The organism is Pseudomonas sp. Sample_9 (assembly GCF_004307535.1).
Lineage (GTDB): Bacteria > Pseudomonadota > Gammaproteobacteria > Pseudomonadales > Pseudomonadaceae > Aquipseudomonas > Aquipseudomonas mercuritolerans.
The window spans coordinates 3014-10841 of record NZ_RAZO01000281.1; the positions used below are offsets into that span (position 1 = coordinate 3014).

The window sequence follows — 7828 nt, forward strand, 5'->3', positions numbered from 1 at the left end:
GCGCCAATCCCGAGGACAGCGGCTCGACCGGCCTGCTCGGGGTCAATCCGAGCCTTGATCTGGATGAACCGGCGCTCAAAGCCATCGCCGAAATCACCGGCGGCCAGTACTTCCGCGCCCACGACGGCTTGGAGTTGCAAGCGATCAAGGACACTCTTGACCAACTCGAACCGGTGACTCAGCAACCGACTCAGGCACGCCCGGCGCAGGCCTTGTATCACTGGCCGCTGGCGCTGGCGCTGTGGTTGAGTCTGTTGCTGGTCGTCCGTGAGCTGTGGCCGGATAACCCGCTGCAACGCCTGTTTACCAAGCAACTGTATTTGCAAAGTCCGTTGCCGGACTGGCGTCAGCGCTTGCAGCGTTTGCGCCTGCGGAGGCGCCGATGATCGCGCTCTGGCCGCACTGGTTCCGCCCTTGGTGGCTGTTGCTGTTGCCGCTGCTCGGCTGGCTGCTCTGGCAACTCTGGCACCGACAGAAACGCGCCGGTCGCTGGCAGATGATTCTGCCGCCAGCATTTCACGCTGCGCTGCTCAGTGGCGGCAGCGGGCGCCAGAGCAAACTGCCGTGGATCGCCCTTGGCGTGGCGTGGTTGCTGACCATTCTGGCCTTGCTCGGGCCGAGCTGGGAGCGCGTCGAACAGACCAGCCAGAAACCCGCCGATCCGCTGGTGGTGGTGCTCGAACTGACGCCGGAAATGCTCGCCACCGACTCGCCGCCGACACGTCTGGAACAGGCGCGGCGCAAGCTGTTCGACCTGTTGCAGGCGCGCAGCGACGCGCAGACCGCCATCGTCGTTTATGCCGGCAGCGCGCACACGCTGGTGCCGCTGTCGGATGATCTGGCCACCAGCCGCAACCTGCTCGACGCGCTGAAGCCGTCGCTGATGCCGGAAGCCGGCCACCGCGCCGATCTGGCCGTGGACAAGGCGCTGGCGTTGCTCAAGCAAGGTGCGCTGGGACAGGGACGGATTCTGCTGATCGGTTCGTCGCTCAATGAAGAAGAACGGCGCGGTATCCGCCGCGCGCTGAATGGCGAGTCGACGCAACTGCTGATGCTCGGCATCGGCACCGCCGAAGGTGCGCCGATTGCCCAGGAGGACGGCAGTTTCCTCAAGGACGAGCAAGGCGCGATCCGCGTGCCGCAACTCGACAGTCCTGGTCTGGCGACATTCCTCAACAGCGTCGGCGGCGAGTATCACCCGGCGCGTCTCGACGAGGCTGATCTTGGCGCCCTCGGTTTGCTCAACGGCCCGCGCAGCCTGCGCGACGACGGCCAGACCGTGCGCCTCGATACGTGGGCCGATCAGGGCTATTGGCTGCTGTTGCCGCTGTTGTTGCTGGCTGCGTGTGCCGGGCGCCGTGGCTGGCTGTTCTGCCTGCCGCTGCTTTGCTGCCTGCCGCAACCGAGCTACGCTTTCGACTTCGAAGACTTGTGGTTGCGCCCCGACCAGCAAGGTTTGCATCTGCTCAAGCAGAAGCGCCCGGCCGAAGCCGCGCAGCATTTCGATGATCATCAATGGCAAGGGGTGGCGTTGTACGAGGCCGGCGACTACAGTGGCGCCGCTCAGCGTTTTGCCGAGGGCAGCGATGCCCGCGCCCACTACAATCGTGGCAACGCCTTGGCAAAAAGTGGCGAGCTGGAAGCGGCGATCGATGCCTACGAACAGGCGCTGGAACTGCAACCGGATCTGCGTCCGGCGCAGACCAACAAGGCGCTGGTGGAAAACCTGCTGAAGCAGAAAAACGCCCCGCCGCCGCCCGAACCGGACAACCAGCCGAATGAACAAAGTCTGCCCGGCGATGAGCCCTCGCCCACTACCGCGCCACCTCCGGCGGTGAGCAGTGAAACCCAGAGCGAGGCGCAACCGGCCGAGTCGGCCAGCGAACCGCCGCCGACCGCCCCGCCGCTGCCCGGCCCCAATGAAATCCCCGGCAGCAACGAGGAAGAGGAAACCGACACGGTGCCGACCCTGCGCCCGAGCGAGAACAACCTCGAAGGCGAGCAGCGTCAGGCGCTCGAGCAATGGCTGGGCAAGATCCCGGACGACCCGGGCGAACTGCTCAGGCGCAAATTCTGGTACGAACAGCAACAACATCAGGATCAGGAAAACAATCGATGACCCGCTTCACCGCTCTCTTGCTGCCCCTGCTGTTCTGCACGGCCACCGCTCAGGCGGCCGAGCTGACCGCCAGCGTGGATCGCAGTCGCCTGAACTCCGGCGAGACGGTCGAGCTCACCCTCGAAACTGACGACGTCACCCAGTTCGGCAAGCCCGATCTGTCGGCGCTGGAAGCGTTGTTCGAAGTGCGCGGCACGCGCCAGGTCAACCAGCTCAACACCCTCAACGGCGACAACCGCGCGACCACACGCTGGATCATCACCCTGCTGCCGAAAGAAAATGGCAGCGTAGTGATTCCGCCGCTGCAACTGGGCGAAGCGCAGAGCCAGCCGATCACCGTGCAGGTGATCGCCAGCGACAACCGCGAAGACAACAACAGCCTTGATCCGGTGTTCATCGAAGCCAGCCTCGATCAGACCAGCGTTTACGTGCAGGCCCAGGCCATCCTGACCCTGCGCATCTATCATTCAGTCTCGCTGTACGACGACAGCAGCCTGAGCCCGCTGCAAATCGCCGATGCGCGCATCGAACAACTTGGTGACACGCGCACCTACGAAAAAGACATCAATGGCCTGCGCCACGGCGTGATCGAGATGCGCTACGCGATCTACCCGCAACACAGCGGCCTGCTGACGATCGCCCCGCAGACCTTCAGCGCCACGCTGGTCGATACCGCGCCATCGGCAGACGCCTCGGGGCCCAAGCCCGGCAAACTGATGCGAGTGAGCTCGGCGTCGATTCCGCTGACGGTCAAACCGAAACCGCTAACCTACCCGGTCGATGCACCATGGCTGCCGGCGCGCAACCTCAGCCTCAGCGAAAGCTGGAGCCCGGAACCGGATCACACCCAGGTCGGCGATTCCCTGACCCGCAGCCTGACCCTGAAAGTCGAAGGCCTCGCCAGCTCCCAACTCCCAGCCCTGCCCGCCACCGACGTCAACGGCCTGCGCCGCTACCCCGATCAACCGGTGCTGAGCAACCAGAGCAGCGACCGCGGCATCATCGGCAGCCGCGAAGAACGCGAAGCCCTGGTGCCAAGCCGCAGCGGCGCGATCGACCTGCCAACCGTCGACGTGGTCTGGTGGAACACCTTCGAAGACCACCTCGAACACAGCAGCCTGCCCGCGCGCACCCTGCAAGTGGCGAACAACCCCAGCCTGCAAATCGACACCCCGGCCGGCACCCTGCAACCGAGCACGCCCGACAACGACACCCTGTGGTGGTGGAAGCTCAGCACGCTGATCCTCGCCTGCACCACCCTGCTCGGCTTCGGCCTCTGGTGGCGCGCCCGCTGGCAACCGGCAATCCACCGCGCCGCCCAGACCGGCCCGAGCCCACGCACCCTGCTCGACGACATCAAACGCGCCAGCCAGGCCAACGACCCCCACGCCACCCGCCAGGCACTGGACGCCTGGGCGCGGCAACAACCGGAGACACTGGCGGACATGGCGGCGCGGTTTGTGCCGTTGTCGGATGCGTTGGATGGGTTGAACGGCGCGCTGTACAGCGAGACCGGGCAGCATTGGCAGGGTGAGGATTTGTGGCGGGCGATTCGAACTATTCCCGCCGCCGAGCGCGTGCAGGATCCGGTGAGTGAGAGTGGATTGCCGCCGCTTTATCCGAAGTGAAAAGCAAAAGATCGCAGCATTTGGCAGATCCTACGGATTGTGTGTGGGAGCTGCCGAAGGCTGCGATCTTTTGGTCTGAAAGTCTGGAATCAATACTCGAATTTTGTTTTTACTTGTTCGCCTTCTCGATAGGAGAGGACGAAGGATTTCCATGGTTCGCCTGTCACCATCAAAATCACCGGCTTTATCTTTCAGCAATTAGAGAGCGCAACGCCGATCGCCTCAACTGAAAACCAGGTGGCGTCACACTCTGGGCACATGAATAACTTTTTTCCGGTGGCCTTGACATGGGCACAGACAATGTAATCCTGCTGACATCTTGGGCAGATGATCATCTATTGCTCCTGCTAGAGCACGACGCCGTTGAATGAATTTTCGCGGCGCAGATTGATATATAAAGTGGTGATGAAGTCGTCGTCATCGTCAACGTAAAACCCCATACCCAACTCACCGACTTCAAATCCGTCATCGTCAATGACGGGGTCAAAACCGTGGCGACGAAACAAAGCCAACACGTCCGTGGATGTTTCGCCTACTAGCTTGTGGCCGCTCCAGGACACCGTGCTTCTTTCGAAAAATTCTACCCCTTTAACCATGTCTCGCGCGTCGTAGTAGACATGAAGGTCGAGCTGAAAATAAGCATCCGTAGTATTCAGGGAGTCAGCTGTTTTCCAGAACACTTCGAAACCGGCTCCCAGAATGTCGTGCACTTGAGCTCTGGGCAGTTTTCCATTCAAAGGGCCGACCGCTCCGTACTCCGCAATTGAAAAGTCCATTTGAAGCCTCTTGCTGGTGAACAATCCAGCTCCCACTCTTTCCCCGAAAGCATGTGGGCGCGCTCTATCATACTTCCTTGATATAGGAAGAAAAGTTTCCGCCACCTTGATCAATATGTAGCCGATCGCATTTATTGCAGCGATAAACAGTAGTAGCACCCGCACCTATCTGTTGATAGAACTCTTCCTCAGACAACCAACGATCTGCCAAGGCAGCACCCAGCTCATCTATCTTTCGCTCGGCAACCATTGAAAACTCTAACTCGGACGTACCATGAGACAAATTGATTATCTGACCGCACACACAGGAAAATTCAGGCATTGTATTGGTGGCTCAACTCAAGAAATGTAAAAAGCTCGCCCACGGTCTTGAGGCGGGCGCATCAAGACAAAAAACCTTTTATCAGCGAGGCATTGGGAAGGATCAGTCATTGTTTCACCTGATAAAAAGTAACCACCGGGCCGTAATTCTCATCCGAGTTCGATACCTCGACAGTGTATAATGTGTCCGGGAATTTCTCCTTCAACACCATTCGCCAGGCAAATCCGATCATCTCGCACAGCTGAAGAAATATTCTGGGCGATACACCATTTCCGAATTGGCCAAAAACATCATAAATCTTTACATAATTCATAAACCGCTCAACCTCCGCCATGTCGCCAGCGGCCAGGTTCACGCAGCGCGCGAACGCTTCGTGTGAAAAATTCCGCTCGAGGAAGACGCCTCCCTCAGACACGATGAACGTCGGGAACAGCAACGTGGAAAACATCAATATCTGTTCCGGGTGGCATTGGTCGTTGATATACGAATGAATATCCAGGCCTTCCTGATTCGACCACTGCTGCTTCCATGTGTCGAAGGGTTCTGTGTCGATGACGAAGGGTAAAGAGTTGATCAGATGCATTGCATGGGCTCCAGACACGATTTTCCGCCGCGGGGGGGCCTCGGGGGACAGACCTCTGTTTATCAGAACTTGGTTTGTCCCTGGTTCTGCTCCATTACCCGCACGATCCAGCGAGATACTGGGATTGTGCAACGACGATGCCATCGGCCTGCGCTCATAGTGGCTGCAAGACCATGATGTTTGCCAGCAGGAACGTCTGTCCGCGCTTGGGCATGCCAATGAACTGATGAGTTCGGCCACAGGGGCAGAAGACTGGTGCGCGAGGAATACGTACGACGAACGTCCATGTAGAAGATCCTCCAACGGGCAATAATCGGCCTGATCAGGTGCCATGCTCGGCCGGACAGCGGCGCGGATGAGCGCAAAGAGTCGCTGGTGTCTCTGCACTAGCGCATCAGCCGGCATGATATTAGGTGGCCACTATTTTGGCGTCAATAATGGATGGGTTGAACAATCGGTTTCGATGAGCGGTACAGCTCGTATCCTCGGGCAATGCGCCTGTTAAAGGCTCTGTTTGCCCTGCGTCGGTTTGCGAGCGCGGGTACGCCTTCAGGGTTACTCACGGTTCATCCGAAGTAACCTCTGTAAGGTTTCGGAAGATCCCTTGTAGGTTTCATCCCGAGTGTTCGATTCCTACGCAAAACACAGAAAGATCTGACTGCTGTCGTTTTTCAGATACACGCACATTTCTCTGTCACAAACAGACACAGGGAAATGTGCTCAATGATGCACCCCGCCAACCTCGCGGCAGCTGCCGCCTCGAAAGCGCCCATTGGTGCGCCAGCCGCCTGCCCCTTGCGCAACACCCACGTGCAACTGCTACCCCTCGCTTACGGCGTGGTGGAAAAACCCTTCGACCCCAGCACCGAAATCACGCTGCCTTACACCCTGACCACGCGCCCCATGGGCATCCGCCGCCTGCGCGATGGTTGGCTGTACATCGTCGACAGCCTCAGTGGCGAGCTCTACGAATACCGCGTGCTTGACGGCGTCATCAGCGCATTGCTGCATCGCGGCAAAAGCGTCAGCGAGGATCAGCGCAGCGCCATCGAGGAACGTCCGGCGTTGATCTTTTCGCGCAAAAGCACCCTCTACGTGACCTTCGCCGATGTGCAGTTGAGCGCGGCGAAGTGCCGACAGGTGCTGGACAGCGCGGAGGAACGCGAGCACTTCATGCAGGCGGTCGATCTCGGTCCGGTGCATTGTCTGATCGGCGGCGAGCATTTGCTCACCGTGGCTCAGGCCAAACAGTGGCTGGCGGAAGTGGCCTGCACAGCGAAACCGCTGGCCGAGGCCGACGCAACGCGGATGCCGACGGTGCAGGTCAGCGACGCGCCGGAGCACGAACGCGAACCCTATCTGTGGGAAAACCCACGGCGTTTTCGCGAGGCGCATATCGGCGAATTTCTTGGTCGGGTGCGCGGGCCTTATCAGGACGACACGCTGTTTCTGCTGGTCAACGACGACCTCGGGGTGATGCGCGATCTGGCGGATTATCAGGACCTGGTGGTCGGCTGGATCGAGCAGTGGAGCAACACCGACAACAACGAGCGCGACTATCTGCTGGCCAGTTACATCGAGTCGCTGAGCCAGCTCGGATCTCAGGACTTCGACGCTTTGGCCAAGGCCAGCGATGATCCGCGCGCCCAGGCATTGTTCGCTGAACTGGAGCAATTGCCCGAGCCGGATCGGGAAAATACCCGGCAGGCATTGCTTGAGTATTTAAACAAAGGTGGTGAGGTTGTCCCGACCGATACTCAGGCTCGACCTGAACTGCAGCAACAGCGCGAAAAGGCACTGGATGAGTCATTGGCGCTGAACCGTTTCGACGGCGTCGCCCCGGATTTCACCGCGCACGCTCGCGTCACCGCCGAGGCGGACCGACGCTTTTACACCCGCGAATATTTTGCTGAAGTCGCCCCGGCCGACTTCGTCGAGCGTCATCTGAGCACACTGGTCGAGCTCGGCAAGGATCAGAACAGGCGCATGAAAGACGTGCTCGACGGCCCGCTGCTCAGCGGCAAACGCGGCATCAACGACCTGATCGACCGTCCGGCCATGGACGAGGTGCTGAACAGTCATCGCGACAACCTCGGACGCTGGAATCGCCTGCTCGAACGCATCACCGCCGACCGCGCGCAACTGCTGTGCGCCGGGCGTTTCCATCGCTCGGCGTGGTATTTCGACGGCCAAGCGCAGATCGATCAGGCTTTCGCCAGCGAATACGCCTGCCTCAAGGACATCGGCCGCAGCGACGCGGCCAATGAGCAAATGCTCGGATACCTCGAGCAACACCCGCAACTGACCCGCCCGCTCTTCTACACCTTGCCGCTGCGCTTGCAGAGCGAACAGGCCGGGCAATATTCAACGCTGTTCAACGCCGGCATGGCGATGTTCAAC

At 60.0% G+C, this 7828-nt stretch carries 6 protein-coding genes and 1 pseudogene; 4 read left to right on the forward strand and 3 right to left on the reverse strand.

Annotation, left to right across the window (positions count from 1 at the left end):
* The 3 genes and pseudogenes from D6877_RS15425 to D6877_RS15435 all read left to right on the forward strand — a co-directional run.
* Window positions 1-386, forward strand: a pseudogene (locus D6877_RS15425) (BatB protein); the annotation flags it as partial.
* A complete protein-coding gene (locus D6877_RS15430) occupies window positions 383-2119 on the forward strand; it encodes a tetratricopeptide repeat protein (protein WP_130911350.1) in 1737 nt (578 codons plus the stop codon). The pseudogene D6877_RS15425 and the gene D6877_RS15430, both read left to right, overlap by 4 nt.
* A complete protein-coding gene (locus D6877_RS15435; RefSeq protein WP_130911351.1) occupies window positions 2116-3747 on the forward strand; it encodes a BatD family protein in 1632 nt (543 codons plus the stop codon). The genes D6877_RS15430 and D6877_RS15435 overlap by 4 nt, the downstream gene beginning before the upstream one ends.
* Window positions 3748-4094: 347 nt before the next feature.
* Here D6877_RS15435 and D6877_RS15440 read toward each other — a convergent pair whose 3' ends face one another.
* The 3 genes from D6877_RS15440 to D6877_RS15450 form a co-directional block, all read right to left on the reverse strand.
* Window positions 4095-4523, reverse strand: coding sequence for a hypothetical protein (locus D6877_RS15440; protein WP_130911352.1), 429 nt, complete (start codon window positions 4521-4523; stop codon window positions 4095-4097).
* 67 nt (window positions 4524-4590) lie between these two features.
* A complete protein-coding gene (locus D6877_RS15445; protein WP_241662910.1) occupies window positions 4591-4845 on the reverse strand; it encodes a hypothetical protein in 255 nt (84 codons plus the stop codon).
* 106 nt (window positions 4846-4951) lie between these two features.
* A complete protein-coding gene (locus D6877_RS15450) occupies window positions 4952-5428 on the reverse strand; it encodes a hypothetical protein (protein ID WP_130911353.1) in 477 nt (158 codons plus the stop codon).
* A 723-nt stretch (window positions 5429-6151) separates the two neighbouring features.
* On the opposite strand from D6877_RS15450, the gene D6877_RS15455 reads away from it, so the two are divergent.
* On the forward strand, window positions 6152-7828 hold a 1677-nt coding region (locus tag D6877_RS15455), incomplete at its 3' end, for a toxin VasX (protein ID WP_347233419.1).

Coding starts and splice junctions, on each gene's coding strand:
- D6877_RS15435 (WP_130911351.1), top strand. CDS start 2,116: ATGACCCGCTTCACCGCTCTCTTGCTGCCCCTGCTGTTCTGCACGGCC.
- D6877_RS15450 (WP_130911353.1), bottom strand. CDS start 5,428: ATGCATCTGATCAACTCTTTACCCTTCGTCATCGACACAGAACCCTTC.
- D6877_RS15440 (WP_130911352.1), bottom strand. CDS start 4,523: ATGGACTTTTCAATTGCGGAGTACGGAGCGGTCGGCCCTTTGAATGGA.
- D6877_RS15430 (WP_130911350.1), top strand. CDS start 383: ATGATCGCGCTCTGGCCGCACTGGTTCCGCCCTTGGTGGCTGTTGCTG.
- D6877_RS15445 (WP_241662910.1), bottom strand. CDS start 4,845: ATGCCTGAATTTTCCTGTGTGTGCGGTCAGATAATCAATTTGTCTCAT.